This is a genomic window from Lysinibacillus sphaericus (assembly GCF_005217585.1).
Classification (GTDB): domain Bacteria; phylum Bacillota; class Bacilli; order Bacillales_A; family Planococcaceae; genus Lysinibacillus; species Lysinibacillus sphaericus.
Map to the genome: position 1 here is coordinate 672,213 of NZ_SZPT01000001.1, position 23,392 is coordinate 695,604.

The window sequence follows — 23,392 nt, forward strand, 5'->3', positions numbered from 1 at the left end:
CAATAAAAGTAAGGAGTGAATGCAATGTTAAAAAAATTTGAAATGCACTATCCAATTATTCAAGCACCGATGGCGGGGGTTACTACACCAAAATTTGTTGCTGCCTGTGCGGAAGTTGGGATACTAGGCTCAATTGGAGCGGGCTATTTAGATGGTGAGCAGACAAGGAATTTTATTCAGGAAGTAAAAAAGCTTACGCAAAAGCCATTTGCCGTAAATTTATTTGTGCAAGAAGAGCCACGCATTGATATAGATGTTCTCCAAAAAGCACGTATGGCGCTACAGCCTTACTATGATGAGCTCGGATTATCACCAGTGCAAAGTGTGATGTCAAACGAAGTTTTTGAGGGGCAATTGCAAGCAGTTCTTGATGAGCAAGTAGCTGTGTGCTCGTTTACATTTGGTATACCATCTCCAGAAGTTATTCAACGTTTAAAGGATAAAAATATTTATGTGATTGGGACAGCTACTACGCTAGAAGAAGCCATTCAAGTTGAGCAATCAGCTATGGATGCGGTTGTTTTACAAGGTGGTGAGGCAGGAGGGCATCGTGGCTCATTTACGAACCCCATGCAATTAATTGCCCGTGAAGATTTACTGCAACAAGTAGTAGGCAACATAACAATCCCAATTATTGTTGCAGGGGGCATTGTTTCTCATGAAGATGTGCAGCGCGCACTAGCGGGCGGTGCACAGGCGGTACAAATAGGTACTGCATTATTAGTAGCTGATGAATGCGAAATATCACCATTGTATAAAAAGGCTATCTTGCAGTCGAAGCCACAACAGACGACGATTACGTATGCTTTTACTGGTAAAGCAGCGCGTGGCTTAACCAATCATTTTACAGAACATATGAAGGATGCTATTGTAGCACCGTATCCATTGCAACATCATTTAACCTCCACTATTCGTAAGGAAAGTGCAGCACAAGGCAATCCACAATATTTATCGATGTGGATGGGGGAAAACAGTCACTTAGTGCAACCCGGTACAGTGAAAAGTATTATTGAAAAATTAGTATAGGTGCCAGTCACTCAAACAATTCTGAATTGTTTGAGTGACTGGCACTGTTCTTTTTTTTTGGAGTGCGACATATATTGCTGTACACGAGGGGGCGTATGAATGGAATTACAAGACGTATTAAGAGTCGCTGGAGTGGGACTAGTAGTAGCGCTTCTTCATGTTTTCTTTGATCAAACAGGGAAGAAAGAATTTTCATTTTTCTTATTTTTTATTGCCTACTTATATATGACAGCAGAATTGCTCCGATTTTTACGTCTATTTTTCACTGAAATTTTAACATTCTTCCAGTGGTTAACCTCATCTGGGTAAGTAAATGGAAATTGTCATTGTTGCTGTTGTCATGCTGCTTTTATTGTTGCTTATAAAAGAAGTCATACAGCCACTCCACGCGCTAATTAGTGTAATGTTTTCTTTTTTGCTGTTCAGTTTTTTGTTTACGACACTCCTATTGCCTTTCGTCAAACAAATTCTCGATATGCTTTCATTTTTGCCTTATGCAAAAGCCATTGTAATGAGTGCTAGTCTTTTTTATGTAGGGCAATGGGTGTCGATGTTATTAGTGGAGCATAGCTATAAAGTGTTAGGTAGTATCGTTTTCGATGCAGTTAAAATTGTTATTTTACTGTATTGGTTTAAAGAATTTGTGGTTGTTTTACAGGGGGTGTCATCTATTTTACAAAGGTTAAACTAAGGGGCGAAGCCAGTGCAGGAGCAACTACTTTCGTTTTTCATCGATCCATTTTTTCTCTTGCTCAAGATGACGCTCATATTGTGTGGCTATGTCATCATTACGTTAATTGTCAACATGCTTTTACCAGAATTTGAAAAAGGGACAAGAATCCTTTTTTTTCTTATTGTGTTAGCCACGATTGGACCAGTAGTCGTTAACTCATTTCAACTTATTGATGAAATTGCACAAGGACTTTCTCATATATTCACAGCCTTTTATCCAATTCTTACTTCTAGTTTTTTGCTATCCAGTAGTATTACTGCAATTGCTTCTTGGCAGCCTTTTTTGCTTTTTTTTGTACAAGTCTTAACGATCATTAGTAGTAAATGGCTTATCCCAGGTGTACTCTTTGCCATTGTCTTTGATGTATGCAGTGTCATTGTCAAAGAAATATCTTTTACGAGAATTGCAGAATTAATTCGTTTTACTATTATGAGTATTGTTTCTGCGTCTGTTATTTGCTACATCATTTTAATGTCGGCAAGTGGTGTTGCTGCATTTAGTGTCAATAAGGCTGTTGCAGAGCCAGTGAAAAAGTTAATAGAAGAAAATATTCCAGTAGTCGGTTCTTTTATCGTAGATAGTTTTTCAATGTTTCAGCATATGACCCAATTTTCTACTTCAATTAGTAGTATAAGTGCTTTTATTGCCGTGATAACTGTATCGTTTATTCCGACAGTCCAGCTTGTGGTTAGTGCGTATTCATTAAAACTATTAGCCGCTATTTTAGAACCGATTGCTTTTGATGATATATGTAAATTACTTGATCATGTTAGTAAATCTCTCTTTACATTATGTGCAGTATCATTTCTAATTGCTTTTTCATTTATGTTTTCTTGTTTTTTCCTTATTGTTTTCGTGCAAGTGCTGGCAGGGGGGAGATAGATTGATTCTTTTATTGGCATTGCTCTTTATTTGTCAATTTTTCGTATTTCTGACGGATGATAAACAAATAATTTCACTAACAAAACTTGTCATTACGTTAGTATTTTTGCAATTGCTATTAAAGATTCCATTTATCAATTCATAGGAGGAAACAAGCGTACATACACTTGAAAAAGAGAAGATGAAAGGAGGCAATGTACAAGTGATGTGGAAAAGGCACGAAAAAAAACAACGTCATTTATCGTCTTAATGTTGATTGCTGCCTCCGTGGGAATTTTCATCGTGTTTCCTTTGTATCAAACGAATTCATCAAATGAGCGAGTAACACCGAATACGAATGAAGAAAAACTTGAGCAAACGCTTAAGGCAATGCATGGTGTTGGGGAGGTTAAAGTATATTTTTATTACGGAGAGATGACAGATGCCAAGGATGAAAATAAACTATTTAGCCAGTATTTTCGAGGGACTGACCAAGGTACGAAAGATGTAACAGGAATGCTAATTGTTTCAGAAGGAGCATCAGATATATTTGTAAAAAATGAAATTCGTGCGGTCGTTAGTCAAGTGATGCAATTACCTATTCATCGAATTATTATTGTTCCAATGGAAAATAAGGAGGAAAAGTAAATGCGCGTACGTAGAAGAACAGTTTGGTTTATGACATTATTAAGTCTTGTAGCAGTTATTTCAGTTTATTATTTGGTGGATCCTGCAAAACAGTTTAATGGCTTAACGATTTTTACAGATGATACATTACAACAAACAGCAATTACGGGTGTTACAGATCAGGAAGCTACTAATAAGCAAGATGCAACCCAAGAAGTATTGTCTCCAAGTCATTTATTTGAAGAAATGCGTATGCAAGTAAATGATGAAAGAAGCCAATTACGTGAACAATTAACGCAAAAAATTGCGTCTGAAGAATATACTGCTGAAGAAAAAAATGAGGCTTTCAATGAAATCGATGGCTTGATTAAACAGGAATCGGCTGAAGCAATGCTTGAAATGTTGATTAAGTCTTTAGGCTATAATGATGCGTTTGTTAGAGCGGAAGGTGAAAAAGTTTCCGTAACGGTTATGGCAGAAGAATTATCAAAATCACAAGCAAATGAAATTATTTATTTAGTAAAAACAGAGTGGGAAGGCGCAAATGACGTTCAAGTTAAATTCAGTGCAAATAACTATTAAATAATAAAGAAAAAAAGGAATATTCTGTTTATTAATTAATCATTGTTATATATCAGCATAATGAAAAGGCTTTCGTTTAGTAAAAGAAAGCCTTTTATTTTGTTTATATTTACTTAATTTTCATTTTAGTGTTTCAAATTGTTTGAAAAAAATATAGAATAGTGATTGTAGTAGATTTTATTTCATAAGGAGAGTTAGAAATGTTCAAAATTCAAGAAATTCGTGAAATTATCAAATTAGTAGATTCTTCTTCAATCGACGAGTTCGTTTATGAAGTAGATGGCGCAAAGGTTAAATTAAAAAAGAATGGTGTTGTCGTAACTGAAACAGTAGCACCTAAAAAACAAGAAACAGCCCCTGTTGTACAACAAACTGCACCAGTAGCACCAGCAGCTCCAGCGAAAGCTGAAGAAGCACCAGCAGCTCCAGTAGCAGCACCTGCAAGCAACGACCCATCGTTACATAAAATTGTATCACCAATGGTTGGTACGTTCTATGCAGCTCCAAACCCAGATTCACCAGCATACGTAAAAGTTGGCGACAAAGTAGGCGATGAAACAATCGTTTGTATCGTAGAAGCGATGAAGCTTTTCAACGAAATCGAAGCTGAAGTTAAAGGTGAAATCGTTGAAGTACTTGCCAAAGATGGCGATTTAGTAGAATACGGTCAACCATTATTCCTTGTAAAAGCTGAGTAAGGAGTGCAAACCATGAAAAAAGTTTTAATCGCAAACCGCGGCGAAATCGCTGTTCGTATTATTCGTGCCTGTAAAGAATTAGGCATCAAATCGGTTGCTGTATATTCTGAAGCTGACGCAGATGCATTACATGTGAAGTTAGCAGACGAAGCATATTGCATCGGTCCAAAGCTATCTAAAGATTCTTATCTAAGCTTCCCAGCATTGTTAAGCGTTGCAGAAAAAACAGGAGCAGACGGTATCCACCCAGGTTACGGTTTCGTTTCTGAAAATGCTGATTTCGCTGAAGCATGTGAAAATGCGGGCATTAAATTCATTGGTCCTTCATCTGATTCCATCAAAATTATGGGGATTAAAGACGTTGCTCGTACAACAATGGAAGCAGCGGGCGTTCCACTTGTACCAGGTACTGGTATTGTTCCAGATATCGAAACAGGTAAAGAATGGGCTGCGAAAATTGGTTACCCAGTTATCATTAAAGCAACTGCTGGTGGTGGCGGTAAAGGTATCCGTGTAGCACGTACAGAAGAAGACCTTGTAAAAGGTATTGATATTACGCAAAAAGAGGCTGCTGCAGCATTCGGTAACCCTGGCGTATATTTAGAAAAATTCATTGAATACTTCCGTCACTGTGAAATTCAAGTGTTAGCTGATGGGTACGGTAATGTCGTACATTTAGGCGAACGTGACTGTACTGTTCAACGTCGTATGCAGAAATTAGTAGAGGAAGCTCCATCTCCTGCTCTATCTTCTGAACGCCGTGCAGAAATGGGTGCAGCAGCGGTGAAAGCAGCTCAAGCATGTAACTATGAAGGTGCTGGTACAATCGAGTTCATCTATGACTATCAAGAGGACAAGTTCTACTTCATGGAAATGAATACACGTATCCAAGTAGAACACCCTGTAACAGAAATGATTTCTGGTGTCGATCTTGTTCAACAACAATTAAAAATTGCATCAGGTGAGAAACTTCCATTCACACAAGATGATATTAAATTAAATGGTTGGGCAATTGAATGCCGCATTAACGCAGAGAATGCATACAAAAACTTTATGCCATCAGCTGGTACTGTAGATACTTATGTAACACCAGGTGGCTATGGTGTACGTATTGACTCTGCTGTATATGCAGGTTACACAATTCCTCCATATTACGATTCAATGGTAGCAAAACTGATTGTTCATGCGGATACGCGTGAAGAAGCAATTGCGAAAATGAATCGTGCGCTAGGTGAATTTGAAGTAGCTGGTCCTGGTATCAATACGACAATCCCATTCCACCAAGCATTAATGAACAACGACGTCTTCAAATCTGCGAAATTCAACACGAAATTCTTGGAAGAAAATGACGTATTAGGAACAAGTAAGAAATAATTAACAAACGATGGAATAGAATCGAATATCTATTTCTTAAACCTTCTGGCTTTTAGTAGTCAGAAGGTTTTTTATTTAGTAGATATCTATTTTTTGTTTTATGTTAACATTGTAAATAAATTGAAAAGAGAGGAGAAGATATGGTTATGTATAATTTTGAAGAATACGATGACCCGATTTTATATGACATAGAAAATGAAAGCTATTTGGCAGAATTACCCTTTTTGTTAAAGTGGGCGTCAACTACACAAGGAACAATCATTGACTTAGCTTGTGGAACGGGGAGACTGACGGTTCCACTTTCTAAAAATGGTTATCAAATGATAGGAGTAGACATCCATAAAGGTATGTTAAATGAAGCAAAGAAAAAATCAGCAGATTTTGATTTGCCGATTGAATGGGTGGAACAAGATTGTACAAAATTGCAATTACCAACGAAAAGTCATTTCATTTATTCAGTTGGGAATTCATTTCAACATTTTTTGACGAACAATGCGCAAGATAGTTTACTTTCTTCAGTGAATAAACATTTGGAAATGGGAGGCATCTTCATTTTTGGTACGAGGTTTCCTAGCGCAGAGGAATTACTTCAACCAAGTACGGAAGAATATTGGAGAACGTATACTGATCGCGATTCGATTCATATTGTTGATGTCTATACAATTAGTCATTATGATGCTTTAAGTCAAATCCAACACTATACAACAATTAGAAAGTATAAAAATAGTGAAGGTCAAATGGTGGATGAAAAGAGCACAAAGATAAGCTTAAGATATGTATATCCAAAAGAAATGGAACGGATTTTATTGTACAACGGTTTTGAAATTGTAGATGTATTTCAGGACTGGAAAGAAACCGTTGCTACGAATGACAGTTACGAGTTAATCTATGTTTGTAAAAAAATAAGCAACTGAAAAGTTTGAAGGTTTTTTATAGACACGCTATTGACAGAACGGAAGAACTATCAAAAAGAACTTGCGTGTAAGGATATCCAATAACGCAAGTTCATCATTACAAGCGTAAAAAATTTTATAGATTACTAACTAAGAAAAAATTCAACAACCCACCTACAATTGAAACAACAATAATACTCCATGCATATTTCTTACGTTGTTTGACGCCTACTATGCCCATAATAACCCCTAGTAATGGTGATAATAATAAACCGATGATATAAGCAAAAATATTGTAGGTTTTATAACCATAAAGTTCGTTTTTCTCAATTGTTTCATTATCCATCTTCAATCCCCCACCATAAAACATCTGGAATATTTTTCAATCATAAAGCAATTGTAGCACGTAGGCAGTGTAAGGTGTAGATAGAATCGTTAAGATATCGTTAGTGATATAACTTGTGTTATTAGCAGTCAACAATAAAAAGCCCATTGAAAGCATAATAGAAGCCGGTGATTAACTTTCAATGTCTATTCAACAAGGAAGAAATTTCTAGGATTACTTGTATGTAAAAAAATGAAAACGTCTTTTCTAAGCCAAACCTTCCTTTTTATAGTATAATAAGCATAACAACAGCATTTGCTTGCGATGTGTAAGGGAAAGGATGATATTTGTATGGCAGAGAAAGTAGGACAATCTTTCGTACAACCAACACCTTCTGGTAAAGAAGAGCTTGGGAAAATTGAAGTAGCTGCAGAAGTAATTGAAATTGTAGCTGGAATCGCAGTAAACGAGGTAGAGGGTATCGCAGCAACGCGTGGTAATATAGCAACTGGCGTCGTTGAACGCTTCGGTAAGAAAGTACACAATAAGGGCATAAAATCTGGTATAACAGAACATGGGAAAATTACCATTGATGTATTTTGTTCTGTAAAATATGGCTATTCAATTCCGAAAGTGGCAAAGGATGTACAAACGCAAATTCGCCAAGCAATTTTAAATATGACTGCACTTGAAACAGCAGAGGTGAATGTCCATATTACAGGTATTCACTTCGAAAAAGAGGAAACAGTAGTACCAGAATAAAAAAAGAGGAGCTGCCATCTTGGTGATATTTCACCATAGAAGGCAACTCCTTTTTAAATTGGTTAAAAGGTTTTATAGCGCGATATCTTTTGGTTTCTTCCAGAACAGTGCAAGTATTACGCCGAAAACTAACACGATGGTAGCAAAGTAATATGGATAATTTAAGTCAATGTCGAATAATATTCCCCCAATAATTGGTCCGAATATATTTCCGAGACTTGTAAACATAGAGTTCATGCCCCCAACAAAGCCCTGCTCATTTCCTGCGATTTTTGATAAATAGGACGTAACAGCAGGACGAATTAAATCGAAGCCGACAAAAATAAAGAATGTCACAAATAATATTGCGAAATAATGATTAACGATTGTCATGGCAAAAGTCAGCGTGGCAGACAGAATGAGGGAGTATCGAATAACATTAATCTCGCCCATTTTCTTCGTAAGCCAGTCAAACAATAGTAATTGGGCAATGGCACCAATAATACCACTACCGGTAATGATAATAGCAATATCAGATGGTGTAAATGCAAATTTATGATCAACGAATAAACTAAAGAGTGACTCGAATGCTGCAAGACCAAATGAAAGGACAAAAATAAGCACAAATGCAATGAAATACAAAGGGCTAAAAATTCGTTTCGCACTGCTGAAAATAGAAGATGCGGCTTCTGTATCATCCGTAGCACGTGTCGGTTCTTTTAAAAATGTGAGCGATAATAACGCTGCTACGAAACCGAGAACACCGGCAGCGAAGAAAGGTAAACGTGTACCGTATTCTGCTAAAAATCCACCGAGCCCTGGTCCTATAATAAAGCCAGTACTAATAGCTGCACTCATATAGCCAAGTGCTTTCGGACGTTGCGCCATTGTTGTAATATCAGCAATAAATGCTGTTACTGCGGGCATAATAAAAGCAGCACTTACACCACCAAGCATGCGCGATAAAAATAAAATTTCAATGGAACGGCCCATCCCAAATAATAGCTCTGAAAGGCCAAAAATAAATAGACCAACAACAATCATGATTTTTCGGCCAATACGGTCCACCAGTTTCCCTGCAATTGGCGATACAATGAGTTGTGTTATGGCAAATGCTGCCACCATATAGCCAACGACAGAGCCTGTAATATTAAGCTCGTTCATAATAGTTGGTAATACCGGGATAACCAATCCTATTCCTAAAAAGGCGATAAAGAGATTGGCTAATAAAATAGTTAATGTTATAGCTTGATTCTTGTTCATTTTTCTCTCCTTCAACAGTTCACGATACACGAGATTCATAATCTACTAGAATATTTTCCATCTAATACAATAAACCCTATAGTTACTATAGGGTCAAAAGATTTGTTTTTATTTTTTTAGTGTGGAAGTAAAACGGCATAGTTATGCAATGCACTAGAATTATTCTTATTACAATGAGGAAGGTGATTAAAGCGTCGTACTTTGTCTGATTTTTAATTCTACAATAAACTTCTTTTCCTGCTGATCAGTTAAGGTTGCGGGCATATATAATTCGTAAACGGTGGATTCAAATGCTGTTTGTTGCGCATCTACATATTTTTTAAGTTTTTCGTAAAAGGAAAAATACGTATCGGGGTGATAAATAAAAGCAATGCAAGCATACTTACCTGCTGGTACAATGGTTTGTTTCATATTCGTTGTCAGTTTAGAAAATCTACGTTCCGTTAATAGTGGAGTGAAAATCGCATCATAAAAAATGTCATTTACATCTTTGTAATGAGCGAGCGGATAAATACATCCATAGCGACTATTTAAGACACTTCCTTCATTCTCGATAATTTTTGTTAAAATGCTGTAGTATGTATTGGTGCTAGAAGTGGGTGTCAGTTCAGTCGTAGTCACTTGTAATATTGGCATTTCTTCTTCAAAACGCGTGTAAACTTCGCCGAAGATGGGGATGTCAATTTGCTCTTGCATTTGCTTTTTTGTTTTCAACAGCGTGTATCTTACTTCATTCAGACGTGAAATTTTTTCTTCCAACCGTTGTTCTTGTTGTTCTAAAAAAACAAGCAGCTCTTCAGGCGTTAGCATAAGCGCCTTTTTAATGTCTTCAAGTGATGTCCCGATATATTTTAGTGACTTAATGATATCTAAGTAAAAAATCTGACTGTCTTTATAATAGCGGTAATTGCTAGCGGAATCAGTATAAGCAGGCTTAAACAAGTCAATTTGGTCGTAGTAACGAAGGGTCTGCACAGAAAGGTTTGCTAATTTTGCAACTTCCCCGATTGTATAATAATGTTCTTTCATCTGTTTTCCTCCACTAGTAAAAAATGTTGCGTTTGTGTCAAACTCTCGCTAAAGAAAGTGTATTTTTTTATTATAGCATTCAGCAAAGAAATGGCTCGATAAGATTGCATCCTATTATAAAAAGTTTCCGTTATATATTGTAAGAAGGTCCACAAGTTAAAAATAAGGTAGCACTACATTTTTAACATTTCAACAAATTAGAAGTTAAAATAAGTAGAAAGTTGCTTGAAAAAGGTTTCAGATTATTGAAAACTTGCTTGAATCCGTGTTTCTCGTACGAATTTATGCTATTATAAACCTTAATGCCACTTAAGAAGGAGAGCTTTACATGAAACGACATGAAGCACGTGAAAAAGCGTTGCAAGTTTTGTTTCAGCTAGACAATACAGATCTTACAGTCGAAGAAGCAAAAGCACATATTAAAGGTCAACCGACAAATGCTTTCTACGAAAAGATTGTAAATGGAACAGCTGAACATTTAGAGGAAATTGATGCGGCATTAACGCAGCATCTAGAAAAGTGGTCACTTGCCCGTCTGCCAAAAATTGAGAGAACAGTTTTACGACTAGCTGTATACGAGCTTTTATACATGCAAGAAACACCAAAAAGAGTAGTACTTAATGAAGCAATCGAGTTATGCAAAACATTTGGAGACGATAAATCGTCAAAATTTGTTAATGGCGTACTTTCTAAATTTACAGAACAATAAAAATGTGTTGAATTGGAAGGAGTAACTAAGGTTTATGTCAAGTGCAATTATTAATGGTAAAGAGATTGGTCAAGAAATTCGTAGTTCAGTAGCCGAGCGAGTAGCTCGTTTAAAGGAGCAAGGTTTAATTCCAGGCTTAGCGGTTGTTCTAGTTGGGGACAACCAAGCTTCAGCTACATATGTGAGAAATAAGCAAAAATCTTGTGAAGCAATTGGGATGTTTTCAGAGTTAATTAAACTGCCAGAGGAAACGACACAAGAAGAGCTGTTAGGGCAAATTGAATGTTTAAATAATCGTGAAGATATTCACGGGATTTTAGTACAATTACCACTGCCTAAACATATTGATGAGGACACAGTTATTGCGACAATCGCTGTTGAAAAAGACGTAGATGGCTTCTCGCCAGTTAGCGTTGGGAAAATGATGCTTGGCCAGGAAACATTTTTACCATGTACTCCGTTTGGCGTGATGAAGCTTCTTGAATATTCAGGAATTGAAATCGCTGGAAAGCATGCAGTCATTGTAGGTAGAAGTCATATTGTAGGGAAACCAATGGGACAACTATTGCTACAAAAAGATGCGACGGTGACATACACGCATTCAAAAACACCAGATTTACCTTCATTCACAAAACAAGCGGATATTTTAATTGCAGCGGTGGGGCGTGCGAACTTTATTACAAAAGAGCATGTGAAAGAAGGTGCTGTTGTTATTGATGTCGGCATTAACCGCGATGAAAACAACAAGCTATGCGGGGACGTAAACTTTGCAGAGGTTGACGGTATCGCATCTCACATTACACCAGTTCCAGGCGGTGTCGGCCCGATGACAATCACGATGTTACTCTTCAACACAGTGCAAGCGGCAGAAACAAAGCTTGCGAATAAAATGAAGTAATTACTTACAATAGAATTTCGTTTGCTTAGAGAGCCATCTCATTACTTTTGAGGTGGCTCTCTTTTTGCAAGTACATCGTGTGCGGATAAAATATTGCAAGAATCGCCACTAAAAAGGACACATAGTAGCCACTTTCATCCGAGCCAAGTTTGGAATAAATATGTTACAGTAATGTTTTAAAATAGGATGAAAGACAGACGTTTTTTCTCGTGAAACTGTATTTTTACACGTCAGGGGCGACAAAAAATGTTATGATAAGTGTAGTTTTGTGAAAAACTTGATTTTAGTAAAGGAGCCGAAAATAATGTCATCAGCTTCTTATTTAACTGTAAAAGCGTTAACGAAATATATTAAACGAAAATTCGATGCAGATCCACATCTTCGCGAAGTTTATGTCAAAGGGGAATTATCGAATGTTAAAGTACACCAATCTGGGCATATTTACTTTACGTTAAAGGATGATGGCGCACGGATTGCAGCTACGATGTTTAAAACTGCAGCAACAAAATTAGCATTCGAGCCTAAAGAGGGTATGCAAGTATTTATCCGAGGAGATGTAAACGTTTACGAAGGCTATGGTACATATCAATTATATGTGCAGGAAATGCAACCAGATGGAATCGGAAGCCTGTTTGTTGCTTTTAATCAACTGAAAGAACAGCTTCAAAAAGAAGGGCTTTTTAAACCAGAATGGAAACAGCCAATTCCAAAGTTTCCTGAAAAAATAGGTGTTTTAACATCCACTACTGGAGCCGCGATTCGAGATATTTGTACAACCTTAAAGCGACGGTATCCGCTTGCTGAAATTCTCATTTATCCGACCCTTGTACAAGGGGCACAAGCAGCACCAAGCATCGTACACAATATTGAACGCGCTAATCAAGATGCTGTTTGTGACGTCTTGTTAGTAGGACGGGGTGGAGGATCAATTGAAGATTTATGGGCGTTTAATGAGGAAGCTGTAGCACGTGCTATTTTTGATAGTCGGATTCCAATTATTAGCGCAGTAGGGCACGAAACGGATACGACGATTGCCGATTATGTAGCAGATTTACGTGCACCGACACCGACTGCTGCTGCTGAAATGGCAGTTCCTGACCAGCAAGAATTGTATCAACGAGTGTTGACTCAAAAATCGCAGCTTCACCAAATCGTGAGGGCGCAACTTATAACGGAGCGACAACGTCTAAATAAGCTACAACAGTCCTATCCTTTATCGATGCCAGAAAGATTGTATCGTCCGTTTACCGAACGGCTAGTACAGCTTGAAACAACTTTACAAAAAGCGATGCAAGTGGATTTGATGAAAAAAGAAGCACAACTTCAAAAATTGCATAGCGCAGTAGAGCAGCAATCACCAAAAAAAGCGCTCGTTTTTCATCAAAGGGAATTAGAACAGCGCATTCAACAGCTAACACGTTCTGCAACACATTACGTAACAAAGCAAAAACAACAATTTGAGGCATCTGTAAGAACACTCGAAGCATTAAATCCGCTTGCTATTTTAACAAGAGGATTCACAGTCGCATATAAAGATGACAAAGTGTTGAAATCGTCTACTGACTTAAAGCGGCAAGATCAACTAACATTGGCCTTCCACGATGGGAAAGTAATAGCCGAAGTGACAAATGTCTTGCCAAATAGTAAGGAGGAATAGCAATGGCGAAGAAACAACAAACATTCGCAGAAGCAATGACGGCACTTGAAGAAATAGTCCGCCAATTAGAGCAGGGTGATGTGCCATTAGAAAATGCTATTGATTTATATAAGCAGGGCATGGAGCTTTCACAGTTTTGCCATAGTAAACTACAGCATGCTGAGGAACAGTTAATTTCAATTGTTCAAGAAACAGGCGAAACAACAGTATTTGATCCGCTAAAGGGAGAGAACTAGTTAAAATGAACGAACAATTAAAACATTTTATTCAGAGCAACACACCACAAGTGGAGGCTGAGATGTTTGCACTTGTTGAGAAAATTGACGCACCAGCTCATTTAAAAGAGTCGATGCTATATTCATTAAAGGCAGGAGGCAAACGTATTCGCCCACTGTTTGTATTAGCAGTTTTAGAAATCTACGGTAAAGACCTAAAAGCAGGGCTTACAGTCGGTGCTGTTATTGAAATGATTCATACGTATTCTTTAATTCACGATGATTTACCGAGCATGGATAACGATGATTTCCGTCGTGGCAAACCAACTAACCATAAAGTGTTTGGTGATGCCCTTGCAACACTTGCAGGCGATGCGTTAAATACGCTAGCGTTTGGCATTTTAGCGCGCATGGATCTTTCAGCGGAGCAACGAATAGAACTTGTCAATCTTCTAAGCGTAGCAGCAGGTGCTGAAGGGATGGTTGGCGGTCAAGTGCTCGATATGGAAGGTGAGCAACGTCAACTAAGCCTAACGGAACTAGAACATGTACATGTCAATAAAACAGGTGCACTTTTACGATTTAGTATTGAATCGGGTGCAGTATTAGCCAATGCTTCTCAAGAAGACCGTGCTACTTTAAAAGAATATGCGCATCATATTGGGCTGGCATTCCAAATCCAAGACGACATTTTAGATATTGAAGGCACAACAGAGGAATTAGGCAAAACAGCAGGGAAGGATGTAGCGAGCGATAAAAGCACATATCCTGCATTACTAACGTTAGCTGGAGCCAAAGAAAAACTTGCTGACCATTATCAGCTAGCTATTGCAGCACTGGATAACTTACAAGTAGATGTCAGCTTACTGCGTGAGTTTGCGGCCTATATTGTTCATCGTAAAAACTAAGAGAAAAAATGGGCGTTAAAGGGAAAGAATATGCTAGAATAGGTGAGGACGTTTGCCAAGAGGCAAACAATAAGTGTTCGTACTTTTAGCATATGGATAACACTGTTATAATGGTGGAAACACGATTGCGGTGAATAATTTATTGAAAAGGTGTGTGAGAAAGGTGGATTTAAACAAGATTTCTAGTCCATCCTTTTTAAAAAACTTAGATAAGAGAGAGCTTGAACAACTTGCAAAAGAAATTCGAACTTTCTTAATTGAAAAATGTTCTGTCACAGGCGGTCATATCGGACCGAACCTGGGTGTTGTGGAGCTGACAATTATGCTTCATAAAATGTTTGACAGTCCAAAAGATAAGTTTTTATGGGATGTTGGCCACCAAGCTTACGTGCATAAAATTTTGACAGGTCGTGCGAGTCAATTTGACACTTTGCGTCAGTTCAAAGGGCTTTGTGGTTTTCCAAAGCTTGTGGAGAGTGAACATGATGAATGGGAAACGGGTCATAGCTCGACATCGTTGTCAGCAGCCATGGGTATGGCAGCAGCACGTGATATTAAAAACGAAAAAAACTTCGTTGTACCGATTATTGGGGACGGAGCTTTAACTGGCGGTATGGCGCTTGAGGCATTAAATCATATAGGGCATGCAAAAACTAATATGATTGTCATCTTAAATGACAACGAAATGTCCATAGCACCGAATGTTGGCGCATTACACAACGTATTAGGTCGCTTACGAACTGCCAAAGAATATTCAAAAGCCAAAGAAGAATTAGAATCGTTAATTAATAAAATTCCGGTTTTAGGTGGGAAGCTAGCTTCAACTGCTGAACGCTTGAAAGACAGTTTGAAATATCTAGTCGTTTCTGGTGTCTTCTTTGAGGAATTAGGCTTTAAATATTTAGGGCCAATTGATGGTCACGACTTTGAGGCGCTTGAAACGACTTTATCCTATGCTAAAAAAGTAAAAGGCCCAGTGCTTGTGCATGTCATTACGAAAAAAGGAAAAGGTTACAAACCAGCAGAAGACGATACAATCGGGAATTGGCATGGGACAGGGCCATATAAAATGGAGACCGGTGCCTTTGTTAAATCTGAAACAAAAGGTCCTGCGTGGAGTAGTTTAATCGCTGAAACTGTTCGTAAAATTGCACATGAAGATGAACGCATTGTGACGATTACGCCAGCGATGCCTGTTGGCTCAAAATTGCAAGGGATTCAAAAAGACTTTCCTAAACGCTTTTTTGATGTCGGCATAGCTGAACAACATGCCGCAACGATGGCTGCAGGTCTTGCTACTCAAAAAATGAAGCCGTTTTTAGCGATTTATTCAACGTTTTTACAGCGTGCATATGACCAAGTTCTACATGATATTGCGCGTCCAAATTTAAACGTTTTCATTGGGATTGATCGTGCTGGCTTAGTTGGTGCAGATGGTGAAACACACCAAGGCGTCTTTGATATAGCATTCCTTCGCCATATTCCCAATATGACGATTATGATGCCAAAGGATGAGAATGAAGGTCAACATATGGTGAAAACAGCCATTGATTATAACGGCGGACCGATTGCCCTTCGTTATCCACGTGGAAATGGGATAGGCGTCCCACTCGATGAGGAGCTTATGGCTTTACCAATAGGTAGTTGGGAAGTGCTGCGTGAGGGGAAAGATGCGACGATATTAACATTCGGCACAACTATTCCAATGGCAATGGAAGCAGCGCATATGCTCGCGCAACAAGGCGTAGAAATTGAAGTGGTGAATGCTCGCTTTATTAAGCCGATGGATGAGGACATGCTGCATCGTATATTTACTAGCAATAAACCAGTGCTAACGATTGAAGAAGCGGTATTACAGGGGGGCTTTGGTAGTGGCGTCTTAGAATTTGCGCACGACCATAGTTATTTCACTGCAATCATTGATCGAATGGGTATTCCAGATCAATTTATTGAGCATGGAAACGTAGACCAACTGCTAGCGGAAATCCATATGACAGCAGAAGATACAGTGGCACGTATGCAAGTGTTACTACAACAAAAACAGCAAGTAGGTTTGAACAAATAATGACAAAACAACCGAAAGAACGTGTAGACATTTTACTTGTAGAGCGTGGGCTCTGTGAGACGCGTGAGAAGGCAAAACGGTCCATTATGGCGGGTCTTGTCTTTTCTAATGAAATACGCATCGACAAAGCAGGAGAAAAAATTGCAATCGATGCACCGCTGCAAGTAAAAGGGTCGGATTTAAAATATGTGAGCCGTGGTGGCTTGAAACTAGAAAAAGCTTTGCAAATTTTTGATATGTCTGTAGAGGGGAAGCTGATGCTTGATATCGGCTCCTCTACAGGTGGTTTTACAGATTGTGCATTACAAAATGGTGCGCGACATTGTTATGCCTTAGATGTTGGCTCCAATCAGCTTGCGTGGAAAATTCGTTCAGATGAACGTGTAACAGTTATGGAAAAAACGAATTTCCGCTATACAACAGCGGCAGATTTAACGGAAGGTTTACCAGAGTTTGCTACAATCGATGTGAGCTTTATTTCACTATCATTGATTTTACCGGTACTAAAAACGGTTTTAATGCCAGGTGGGGATGTCATGGCACTTGTTAAACCACAGTTTGAAGCAGGTAAAGAGAATGTTGGTAAAAAGGGTATCGTCCGTGATAAAAAAGTCCATCTCGATGTTCTAGAAAAAACCGCTGCTATGGCAACAAAAGTCGGCTTTGTTGTGAAGGATGCTTCTTTTTCGCCGATTACTGGCGGTGAGGGGAATATTGAATTTTTATTCCATTTAGTGAATCCTATAGGGGATGAAAGTATTCCACCATATACAGCTTTTAATGCACTCGTTGAAGAAGCGCATAGTGCACTAAAATAACACGTGCTCATTAAGTAGAGCCGTGTTTTTTCTTGTGCTTTTATGCTGAAAATGGTAGTGTAATTATACAAATATTTAACTATTTATAAGAGGTGAACGATATGAATAAAGGGCAAAGACATATACGGATTCGTGATATTATTGCAAATCATGAAATTGAAACACAAGATGATTTAGTCGATTTTTTAAAGGATGCAGGCTATAATGTGACACAAGCAACGGTCTCACGTGATATTAAAGAACTGCACTTAGTAAAAGTACCTTTGCAGGATGGACGCTATAAATATAGCTTACCCGCAGACCAACGATTCAATCCAGTACAAAAATTACATCGTGCATTAGCGGATGCTTTTGTGAGCATTGACGGAGCATCCCATTTCTTAGTAATGAAAGCACTCCCAGGTAATGCAAATGCTATTGCGTCATTACTGGATCATTTAGATTGGCCTGAAATTTTAGGTACGATTTCAGGGGATGATACTATTTTAATTATTTGTCGCGATGAAGCCGAGCGAGAAAATACAAAAAATCGCTTATTGGACATGCTATAAGAAAGAAACAAAAATCCAAAGGTTAACAGTTGCTTGCCTGTTTTAAAAAAAGCGGTCATTTTGCATCTGATAGCACGAGATATAATAGCAGTTGAATTTAATTCAGAGGTGACAATTTGTGTTAAGAGAGCTTAGTATTCGAAATTTTGCCATCATCGAGGATTTAACGGTTAGTTTTTCGGATGGTTTAACTGTACTAACAGGAGAAACTGGTGCTGGGAAATCCATTATTATTGATGCGGTACATTTACTTGCTGGTGGTAGAGGCAATTCAGAATTTATTCGTCATGGTGCTAAAAAAGCAGAGTTAGGCGGGTTGTTTCAAATTTCAAGCACTGCACATCCTGTATACAAGAAATTGGAGGAAGCAGGCATTGAAATAGAAGAAGATTCTATTATTTTACGCCGCGATTTAAATGACTCTGGTAAAAGTGTTTGTCGGGTAAATGGCAAATTGGTCCCTTTATCGGTTTTACGAGATATTGGTGCAAGTTTAATTGATATACATGGCCAACATGAAAATCAAGAACTAATGGATGAAAAACAACATATTCATTTATTGGATCAATTTGCAGAAGAGCAACTATCACCGATTCTTGAACAATATAGTATTCAATATAACGAATATCGGGCATTAAAAAAAGAATTAGCCACCATTTCTATTGATGAGCAGTTAATGGCGCAACGCATTGATTTGTACCAATTCCAAATGAAAGAATTGGAAGATGCAAATTTAAAGCTTGGTGAAGAAGATGAGCTGTTAGATGAACGTCGTCGTCTAATGAACTTTAATAAAATTTTCGAACGCTCGAGTGCTGCCTATGAAGCAATTCAGGGAGAGACAAAAGGGCTTGACTGGATCGGTACAGCGATGGGCGCATTAGATGATGCGGCGGTCATCGATGAACAGTTTAAAGAGGCATCTGAGTCGGTAACAACTGCTTTTTACGCTTTACAGGATGCCGCCTATCAGGTAAAAAATGTATTAGACGAGTTAGAATTTGATCCTGCGCGATTAAATGAAGTGGAGCAACGCTTGGCACTTTTCCAAAACTTAAAGCGCAAATACGGCTCCACTGTTGAAGAAATGCTCGCCTATTATGAGAAGATTAAAACAGAGCTTAGTGAGCTTTTGAATCGTGATGAAATATTGCAATTAAAAGAACGAAAAGTACTTGAAATGGAAATAGTATTAAGTGAATTTGCTGAAAAACTTTCGCATGTTCGAAAAGCAGCAGCCAATGATTTAAGCGAGGCTATTATGGCAGAGCTACGTGAATTACATATGGAAAAAGCAAAATTTATTGTAAATTTTGATGCTTTACCTTACTTTGATGTCAATGGTAAAGACCAAGTGATCTTTTATATTTCAACGAATGTCGGGGAACCACCGAAATCTTTACCGAAAATTGCTTCAGGTGGGGAATTGTCGCGTATGATGTTAGCATTAAAAACGATTTTTTCTTCTTCCAATGGTGTAACATCCATTATTTTTGACGAAGTGGATACCGGCGTAAGCGGTCGTGTAGCGCAAGCAATCGCTGAAAAAATTGCAGCTATTTCTGTTAATTCTCAAGTTTTGTGTATTTCGCATTTACCTCAAGTGGCGGCGATGGCTGACCATCATTACTTCATTAAAAAAGAGGTTGAACATGATCGGACATTTACTTCTTTAGCAGAAATCGATACAGATGCTCGTATTGAAGAAGTGAGCAGAATGATGTCAGGTGCAGAAATTACCGATTTAACTTTACAGCATGCGACAGAATTGTTAAAGATGGCAAACGAACGAAAAAAACAAATGCGCTAAATTAATAAGAAAATCCAGAGGCAATCCAATGTTTCTGGGTTTTTTTCATTTTGCACAAATATTTACCGCTTATAAGAACCGCACAACAACACATAGTATAAAGACAAAATTCAAAAGGAGGTGTCGTATGAATCGTCGTTGGCGTCAATTTGTCATTTTGCCTATGCTCATCGTTTTGTTATTTATGCCCATTCAGGCTTTTGCGGCCAAAAAATTAATACCGATGGGTGAAGCAATTGGAATTCAGCTTCAATTATCACATGTCTTTGTTGCGCATGATGTGTTATTAGCTTCCAATCAGTGGATGAAAGGAGGCGCCGTTATCGAAAAAATAAATGATACAACGGTAAAAACACTTGCTGATGCCAAGCAAGCCATTGCTCGCCATGGGCAACAAAAATGGACGATAAAAAGTGAAGGTAAAGCATTAACAGTTGACTTACAAAAGCAAGAAGCAGAACATGTCATCTCTTTTTTAAAGGATGAAACAGATGGAGTAGGGACATTGACATACATTGATCCAGAGACATTAAATTACGGAGCATTAGGCCACCAGATTGTCGACTCAACTCTCCAAGAAGCACCTGTCTTCCGAGCAGGCTCCATTTTCTTAGCATCCATTCATCAAATCCGTAAAAGCCTACCTGGTCAACCCGGCTATAAAATTTCCTCCATTGAAAAACATCAGGAACGATTAGGGAGTATTGATAAAAATACGGTTTATGGAATTTTTGGCCGATGGGAAGATAGCTATCAACAAAGATTGCCCAAAGCCATCGAAATTATGCATGCAAAAGATATAAAATTGGGGAAGGCTGAAATTTATACAGCTATTGAAGGAAGTAAAGTCGAAACATTTTCCATTGAAATTACAAAAGTTGAAAATGAACGGCTTGAATTTATCGTTTCTGACGAAAAGCTTATTGAAAAAACAGGTGGCATTTTACAAGGTATGAGTGGTAGTCCCATCATACAAGATGGTCGTTTCGTTGGTGCTGTCACACATATGTTTGTTGAGGAACCGAAAAAAGGGGCTGCTATTACAGTGGCAGAAATGTTAAGAAAATCTTCATGAATTGGATGGAGCTGCCTCTGGTAGCTCCGTTCTTTCATGGGTAAAATAGTATATTTTAGCTCTTTCCCCAAGTATTTCATGGTTTTTGTGAACACTTTAGCGATACTTAAAAAAAAGTGTAGTTTTATCAGCATTTTTTCACTAAAATAAGTGATAAGTGTATTCGACAATTTGCTGTTAAGTATCGTAACTTGTCGAGAAAAAAAGAAAGTATCGGACTACATACTCATTTTTGGAAATTGAAAAGGTTTTTAACCCAAAAATGTCGAAAATTCCACAGTGTGTCAAAAAGACATTAGGGGTAACGGTTTTATGCTTTGAACAGTCAAAGCAAAGTCCAGAAGGAGGAATGGAAATGACAAAGGTAAAAGTGGCGATAGCAGATGATAATCGAGAATTATTAAAAACAATGGAGCATTATTTTCAAGGACATCCCGAAATTGAAATAATTGCAACGGCCTCGAATGGGAAAGTATGTCTTCAAATGCTTGAAGAATACACACCTGATATTTTATTACTGGATATAATTATGCCTCATCTAGATGGATTAGCAGTATTGGAAGCGATGTATCAAAATGATCGTATGTCTTCGATACAAGTCATTATGCTCACAGCATTTGGTCAAGAAGATGTAATGAAACAGGCAGTGGATTTAGGAGCATCGTACTTTATGCTAAAACCATTTGAATTCGACCAGCTTGTCCAAAAAATATTACATTGTGCTGGCCAAAAGGCTTCTATACCGAAAAAGGCGAGTGTATTACAGCCGACAACTCCTCAAAAATTAAATCAGCATCAGCTTGATAGCACCATTACAGCGATTATTAAAGAAATTGGCGTACCTGCTCATATTAAAGGTTACTCGTATTTACGGGAAGCGATACAAATGGTGTTTGAAGATATCGAGTTATTAGGGTCTGTGACGAAAATTCTTTATCCAGAAATAGCAAAGAAATTCAATACAACACCGTCACGTGTAGAACGTGCAATTCGTCATGCCATTGAAGTCGCATGGAATCGTGGCAATTACGAGTCCATTTCGTCGATGTTTGGCTACACCGTACACCACTTAAAGTCGAAGCCGACAAATAGCGAATTTATCGCCATGATTGCGGACAAGATTCGTATTGATATGATGGCGAGTTAATTGCGGTATGACTGCGTTTGTGGACGATAGGCTAGCGGAGAATAGCCGGTAAACTTATTATATATAACGATTATATTGCGTAATTAATAACGCCTTATTAAGCAGTTTATGACGACTGTTTGAGGGGGCGTATTTTTTTATGGCTTTAAATCCGTTTTTAGTAGAAATAGACCGATATATGCTCGATTGTTCAGCGAAAGGTCTTTCTAAAAAAACACTAAGTTCATATGAACAGACATTGAAACTGTTTGCGCGGTATTTAGAAGATACATTCAATATAACTGACGCTAAAACAGTTACAGATGACCATGTACGAGCTTATATCCGTTCAATTGAAGAACGGGGAAAGTTTCAAGTAAGTGCTGCTGAAACGCCTGTAAACTACCCAGAACGACGTGGCGATTATGGTAAGCCAGTAAGTAAAACGACAATAGCTAACTATATTCGCAATATTAAAGCTTTTTATTCGCACTTATATAATGAACAACTGATTCGCAAAAATCCGCTGAAAGACGTTAAGAATGTCAAACCGGAGCGCAAAGTGAAAGTAATGCTCGAAGATAATGAATTAAAACAGTTTTTCCGTTCTTTCGACGTAACGAAATTCGATCAATACCGTGATTGGATAATAGCTCGGATGATATTTGATACGGGTACGAGGATTGGAGAATTGTTAGAAGTCGTGCCTGTAGACTTAGACTTACGTGGGAATGCGTTGTTATTGCGTAAGACAAAGACGGGAAAGCAACGTTTTGTTTACTATTCTGAAAAGACTAGGAGACATTTAAAGTCATGGATTACCTACAAAGATCGCTATACAGATAGTCCGTATCTATTTCCAACAAATCGCGGGACCAAGTTACGGATTGAAGGAGTAGAGCGGTCGTTTAGATTAAGAAGTAAAGATGTTGGCTTACAGGTCACACCTCATTTGCTTAGAAATAATTTTGCCAAAAGATATTTAATTAACGGGGGTGACTTAGCTACGCTTTCTCGCTTACTAGGACACGCCAGTGTTGAAATAACCTCGCAAATATATTTAGATTTCGCAGATAAAGAGATTATGAAGAAGTATAGACAACATAGTCCACTAGAGAATTTAGACGTTTAGACAAAAAAAGAAAAAGCCTAGCGTTGGAGCGCTAGACCTTAACTTAATACGATTACACTAAAGTTCTGACGCCGTAGTGTATTTATGACCTTCATTATACCGAAAAAAATTCGGTGGTGCAAGGTTTATTAAGTGCACCCATTTTTAGTGAAATCCGACGAGGTGGCCCACTAATTCGTCGTTAATCTAACCTGGTCAGTGCCGTCCGTCACATCGCAAACTACGGAATATATCGCAGGTCAAACCGTTTCCTGTTACGGTTGCGATGAATTGGTG

General features: G+C 38.1%; 26 protein-coding genes. 23 read left to right on the forward strand and 3 right to left on the reverse strand.

Annotated elements, in window-relative coordinates:
* Positions 1 to 24 precede the first annotated feature (24 nt).
* The 10 genes from FC748_RS03305 (at position 25) to FC748_RS03345 (ending at position 6,815) form a co-directional block, all read left to right on the forward strand.
* A complete protein-coding gene (locus tag FC748_RS03305; protein WP_108029726.1) occupies positions 25 to 1,026 on the forward strand; it encodes an NAD(P)H-dependent flavin oxidoreductase in 1,002 nt (333 codons plus the stop codon).
* Positions 1,027 to 1,125: 99 nt separating this feature from the next.
* Positions 1,126 to 1,335 carry a hypothetical protein gene (locus tag FC748_RS03310; protein WP_008179863.1) on the forward strand — a complete coding sequence of 70 codons (210 nt, stop codon included), beginning with the start codon at positions 1,126 to 1,128 and terminating at the stop codon, positions 1,333 to 1,335.
* Between the two features lie 4 nt (positions 1,336 to 1,339).
* Complete coding sequence (locus FC748_RS03315; protein ID WP_024361190.1) at positions 1,340 to 1,717, forward strand: hypothetical protein; 378 nt, start codon at positions 1,340 to 1,342, stop codon at positions 1,715 to 1,717.
* A 12-nt stretch (positions 1,718 to 1,729) separates the two neighbouring features.
* Positions 1,730 to 2,641 carry a stage III sporulation protein AE gene (locus tag FC748_RS03320; protein ID WP_024361189.1) on the forward strand — a complete coding sequence of 304 codons (912 nt, stop codon included), beginning with the start codon at positions 1,730 to 1,732 and terminating at the stop codon, positions 2,639 to 2,641.
* A gap of 1 nt (position 2,642) precedes the next feature.
* Positions 2,643 to 2,786: a hypothetical protein gene (locus FC748_RS21925; protein WP_162832708.1), complete on the forward strand. Its 144-nt coding sequence runs from the start codon at positions 2,643 to 2,645 to the stop codon at positions 2,784 to 2,786.
* 62 nt (positions 2,787 to 2,848) lie between these two features.
* Positions 2,849 to 3,268, forward strand: coding sequence for a SpoIIIAG-related protein (locus FC748_RS03325; protein WP_108029725.1), 420 nt, complete (start codon positions 2,849 to 2,851; stop codon positions 3,266 to 3,268).
* Complete coding sequence (locus FC748_RS03330) at positions 3,269 to 3,829, forward strand: SpoIIIAH-like family protein (protein ID WP_024361187.1); 561 nt, start codon at positions 3,269 to 3,271, stop codon at positions 3,827 to 3,829.
* 200 nt (positions 3,830 to 4,029) lie between these two features.
* Entirely contained in the window at positions 4,030 to 4,527 is a 498-nt protein-coding gene (gene accB / locus FC748_RS03335) for an acetyl-CoA carboxylase biotin carboxyl carrier protein (RefSeq protein ID WP_024361186.1), read from the forward strand.
* 12 nt (positions 4,528 to 4,539) lie between these two features.
* Positions 4,540 to 5,901, forward strand: coding sequence for an acetyl-CoA carboxylase biotin carboxylase subunit (gene accC, locus FC748_RS03340; protein ID WP_024361185.1), 1,362 nt, complete (start codon positions 4,540 to 4,542; stop codon positions 5,899 to 5,901).
* Between the two features lie 140 nt (positions 5,902 to 6,041).
* The gene (locus tag FC748_RS03345) at positions 6,042 to 6,815 is read left to right on the forward strand and encodes a class I SAM-dependent methyltransferase (RefSeq protein ID WP_193768776.1); all 774 of its coding nucleotides are present in this window, start codon (positions 6,042 to 6,044) and stop codon (positions 6,813 to 6,815) included.
* 115 nt (positions 6,816 to 6,930) lie between these two features.
* Here the strand turns inward: FC748_RS03345 and FC748_RS03350 are convergent, their stop codons facing one another.
* Positions 6,931 to 7,140, reverse strand: coding sequence for a hypothetical protein (locus FC748_RS03350; RefSeq protein ID WP_024361183.1), 210 nt, complete (start codon positions 7,138 to 7,140; stop codon positions 6,931 to 6,933).
* 330 nt (positions 7,141 to 7,470) lie between these two features.
* On the opposite strand from FC748_RS03350, the gene FC748_RS03355 reads away from it, so the two are divergent.
* Positions 7,471 to 7,881: an Asp23/Gls24 family envelope stress response protein gene (locus FC748_RS03355; RefSeq protein ID WP_108029723.1), complete on the forward strand. Its 411-nt coding sequence runs from the start codon at positions 7,471 to 7,473 to the stop codon at positions 7,879 to 7,881.
* Positions 7,882 to 7,953: 72 nt separating this feature from the next.
* On the opposite strand, the gene FC748_RS03360 is transcribed toward FC748_RS03355, so the two are convergent.
* Both FC748_RS03360 and FC748_RS03365 read right to left on the reverse strand, forming a co-directional pair.
* Positions 7,954 to 9,123, reverse strand: a complete 1,170-nt coding sequence (locus tag FC748_RS03360) for an MFS transporter (protein ID WP_024361181.1) — start codon at positions 9,121 to 9,123, stop codon at positions 7,954 to 7,956.
* 186 nt (positions 9,124 to 9,309) lie between these two features.
* Entirely contained in the window at positions 9,310 to 10,152 is an 843-nt protein-coding gene (locus FC748_RS03365; protein ID WP_108029722.1) for a MerR family transcriptional regulator, read from the reverse strand.
* Positions 10,153 to 10,480: 328 nt separating this feature from the next.
* On the opposite strand from FC748_RS03365, the gene nusB reads away from it, so the two are divergent.
* The 12 genes from nusB to FC748_RS03425 all read left to right on the forward strand — a co-directional run bounded on the left by nusB (position 10,481) and on the right by FC748_RS03425 (position 23,116).
* The gene (gene nusB, locus FC748_RS03370) at positions 10,481 to 10,861 is read left to right on the forward strand and encodes a transcription antitermination factor NusB (protein ID WP_024361179.1); all 381 of its coding nucleotides are present in this window, start codon (positions 10,481 to 10,483) and stop codon (positions 10,859 to 10,861) included.
* 34 nt (positions 10,862 to 10,895) lie between these two features.
* Entirely contained in the window at positions 10,896 to 11,759 is an 864-nt protein-coding gene (gene folD / locus FC748_RS03375; RefSeq protein ID WP_108029721.1) for a bifunctional methylenetetrahydrofolate dehydrogenase/methenyltetrahydrofolate cyclohydrolase FolD, read from the forward strand.
* A 304-nt stretch (positions 11,760 to 12,063) separates the two neighbouring features.
* Positions 12,064 to 13,416, forward strand: coding sequence for an exodeoxyribonuclease VII large subunit (gene xseA, locus FC748_RS03380; RefSeq protein ID WP_108029720.1), 1,353 nt, complete (start codon positions 12,064 to 12,066; stop codon positions 13,414 to 13,416).
* 2 nt (positions 13,417 to 13,418) lie between these two features.
* Complete coding sequence (xseB, locus tag FC748_RS03385; protein ID WP_024361176.1) at positions 13,419 to 13,652, forward strand: exodeoxyribonuclease VII small subunit; 234 nt, start codon at positions 13,419 to 13,421, stop codon at positions 13,650 to 13,652.
* Between the two features lie 5 nt (positions 13,653 to 13,657).
* Positions 13,658 to 14,539: a polyprenyl synthetase family protein gene (locus tag FC748_RS03390; RefSeq protein ID WP_024361175.1), complete on the forward strand. Its 882-nt coding sequence runs from the start codon at positions 13,658 to 13,660 to the stop codon at positions 14,537 to 14,539.
* 163 nt (positions 14,540 to 14,702) lie between these two features.
* Entirely contained in the window at positions 14,703 to 16,604 is a 1,902-nt protein-coding gene (gene dxs, locus FC748_RS03395; protein ID WP_024361174.1) for a 1-deoxy-D-xylulose-5-phosphate synthase, read from the forward strand.
* The gene (locus FC748_RS03400) at positions 16,604 to 17,422 is read left to right on the forward strand and encodes a TlyA family RNA methyltransferase (RefSeq protein ID WP_108029719.1); all 819 of its coding nucleotides are present in this window, start codon (positions 16,604 to 16,606) and stop codon (positions 17,420 to 17,422) included. The genes dxs and FC748_RS03400 overlap by 1 nt, the downstream gene beginning before the upstream one ends.
* A gap of 101 nt (positions 17,423 to 17,523) precedes the next feature.
* Positions 17,524 to 17,973, forward strand: coding sequence for a transcriptional regulator AhrC/ArgR (gene ahrC / locus FC748_RS03405; protein WP_024361172.1), 450 nt, complete (start codon positions 17,524 to 17,526; stop codon positions 17,971 to 17,973).
* 118 nt (positions 17,974 to 18,091) lie between these two features.
* On the forward strand, positions 18,092 to 19,783 hold the full coding sequence (recN, locus tag FC748_RS03410) for a DNA repair protein RecN (RefSeq protein WP_108029718.1): 1,692 nt from the start codon (positions 18,092 to 18,094) through the stop codon (positions 19,781 to 19,783).
* Positions 19,784 to 19,910: 127 nt separating this feature from the next.
* A complete protein-coding gene (locus FC748_RS03415) occupies positions 19,911 to 20,858 on the forward strand; it encodes a SpoIVB peptidase S55 domain-containing protein (RefSeq protein WP_024361170.1) in 948 nt (315 codons plus the stop codon).
* Positions 20,859 to 21,213: 355 nt separating this feature from the next.
* Positions 21,214 to 22,005 carry a sporulation transcription factor Spo0A gene (gene spo0A, locus FC748_RS03420; RefSeq protein WP_024361169.1) on the forward strand — a complete coding sequence of 264 codons (792 nt, stop codon included), beginning with the start codon at positions 21,214 to 21,216 and terminating at the stop codon, positions 22,003 to 22,005.
* 139 nt (positions 22,006 to 22,144) lie between these two features.
* The gene (locus FC748_RS03425) at positions 22,145 to 23,116 is read left to right on the forward strand and encodes a tyrosine-type recombinase/integrase (protein ID WP_108029717.1); all 972 of its coding nucleotides are present in this window, start codon (positions 22,145 to 22,147) and stop codon (positions 23,114 to 23,116) included.
* Positions 23,117 to 23,392 lie beyond the last annotated feature (276 nt).

Bases quoted from the DNA above. Each gene is read 5' to 3' on its own strand.
- FC748_RS03305 (WP_108029726.1), top strand. From the start codon at position 25: ATGTTAAAAAAATTTGAAATGCACTATCCAATTATTCAAGCACCGATG.
- FC748_RS03310 (WP_008179863.1), top strand. From the start codon at position 1,126: ATGGAATTACAAGACGTATTAAGAGTCGCTGGAGTGGGACTAGTAGTA.
- FC748_RS03315 (WP_024361190.1), top strand. From the start codon at position 1,340: ATGGAAATTGTCATTGTTGCTGTTGTCATGCTGCTTTTATTGTTGCTT.
- FC748_RS03330 (WP_024361187.1), top strand. From the start codon at position 3,269: ATGCGCGTACGTAGAAGAACAGTTTGGTTTATGACATTATTAAGTCTT.
- accB (WP_024361186.1), top strand. From the start codon at position 4,030: ATGTTCAAAATTCAAGAAATTCGTGAAATTATCAAATTAGTAGATTCT.
- accC (WP_024361185.1), top strand. From the start codon at position 4,540: ATGAAAAAAGTTTTAATCGCAAACCGCGGCGAAATCGCTGTTCGTATT.
- FC748_RS03345 (WP_193768776.1), top strand. From the start codon at position 6,042: ATGGTTATGTATAATTTTGAAGAATACGATGACCCGATTTTATATGAC.
- FC748_RS03350 (WP_024361183.1), bottom strand. From the start codon at position 7,140: ATGGATAATGAAACAATTGAGAAAAACGAACTTTATGGTTATAAAACC.
- FC748_RS03355 (WP_108029723.1), top strand. From the start codon at position 7,471: ATGGCAGAGAAAGTAGGACAATCTTTCGTACAACCAACACCTTCTGGT.
- FC748_RS03360 (WP_024361181.1), bottom strand. From the start codon at position 9,123: ATGAACAAGAATCAAGCTATAACATTAACTATTTTATTAGCCAATCTC.
- FC748_RS03365 (WP_108029722.1), bottom strand. From the start codon at position 10,152: ATGAAAGAACATTATTATACAATCGGGGAAGTTGCAAAATTAGCAAAC.
- nusB (WP_024361179.1), top strand. From the start codon at position 10,481: ATGAAACGACATGAAGCACGTGAAAAAGCGTTGCAAGTTTTGTTTCAG.
- folD (WP_108029721.1), top strand. From the start codon at position 10,896: ATGTCAAGTGCAATTATTAATGGTAAAGAGATTGGTCAAGAAATTCGT.
- xseA (WP_108029720.1), top strand. From the start codon at position 12,064: ATGTCATCAGCTTCTTATTTAACTGTAAAAGCGTTAACGAAATATATT.
- xseB (WP_024361176.1), top strand. From the start codon at position 13,419: ATGGCGAAGAAACAACAAACATTCGCAGAAGCAATGACGGCACTTGAA.
- FC748_RS03390 (WP_024361175.1), top strand. From the start codon at position 13,658: ATGAACGAACAATTAAAACATTTTATTCAGAGCAACACACCACAAGTG.
- FC748_RS03400 (WP_108029719.1), top strand. From the start codon at position 16,604: ATGACAAAACAACCGAAAGAACGTGTAGACATTTTACTTGTAGAGCGT.
- ahrC (WP_024361172.1), top strand. From the start codon at position 17,524: ATGAATAAAGGGCAAAGACATATACGGATTCGTGATATTATTGCAAAT.
- FC748_RS03415 (WP_024361170.1), top strand. From the start codon at position 19,911: ATGAATCGTCGTTGGCGTCAATTTGTCATTTTGCCTATGCTCATCGTT.
- spo0A (WP_024361169.1), top strand. From the start codon at position 21,214: ATGACAAAGGTAAAAGTGGCGATAGCAGATGATAATCGAGAATTATTA.
- FC748_RS03425 (WP_108029717.1), top strand. From the start codon at position 22,145: ATGGCTTTAAATCCGTTTTTAGTAGAAATAGACCGATATATGCTCGAT.